The organism is Pseudomonas sp. 65/3-MNA-CIBAN-0223 (genome assembly GCF_040310425.1).
Lineage (GTDB): Bacteria > Pseudomonadota > Gammaproteobacteria > Pseudomonadales > Pseudomonadaceae > Aquipseudomonas > Aquipseudomonas gregormendelii.
In genome coordinates, this window is the sequence record NZ_JBEOPV010000114.1 from 1 (window position 1) to 277 (window position 277).

The 277-nt window shown below is 61.0% G+C and carries 1 pseudogene; it reads right to left on the minus strand.

Going from position 1 to position 277, the window contains the following annotated elements:
• Nucleotides 1-90: 90 nt before the first annotated feature.
• A pseudogene (locus tag AAEZ09_RS28160) lies at nucleotides 91-277 on the minus strand (stage II sporulation protein M); the annotation flags it as partial.

A 277-nucleotide genomic window follows, 5' to 3' on the forward strand; every position in this document is an offset into this window, starting at 1 on the left:
GCCATCAACAGCGGCGCATGGCGTCTGGCGAGCAGCGTACCAAGGTCCAGCGCCTCCCAGGGACTGCGCGGGCGGATAGAGACACTGGCATCACTCAGCTGCATGATGACCTCGCCCAGCCAGGGAGAAATAGGCTCCCACCAGCAGCCACAGAAAGGCGCCTACGACGTACTTGATTACGGGCGTGGTCAGGGTCATCGATGACCAATACGCCTCGACGAATGCCGCGATCAGCAGAAAAACGGTAGCACCGCAGACCAGTTGGATCCCACGCTTG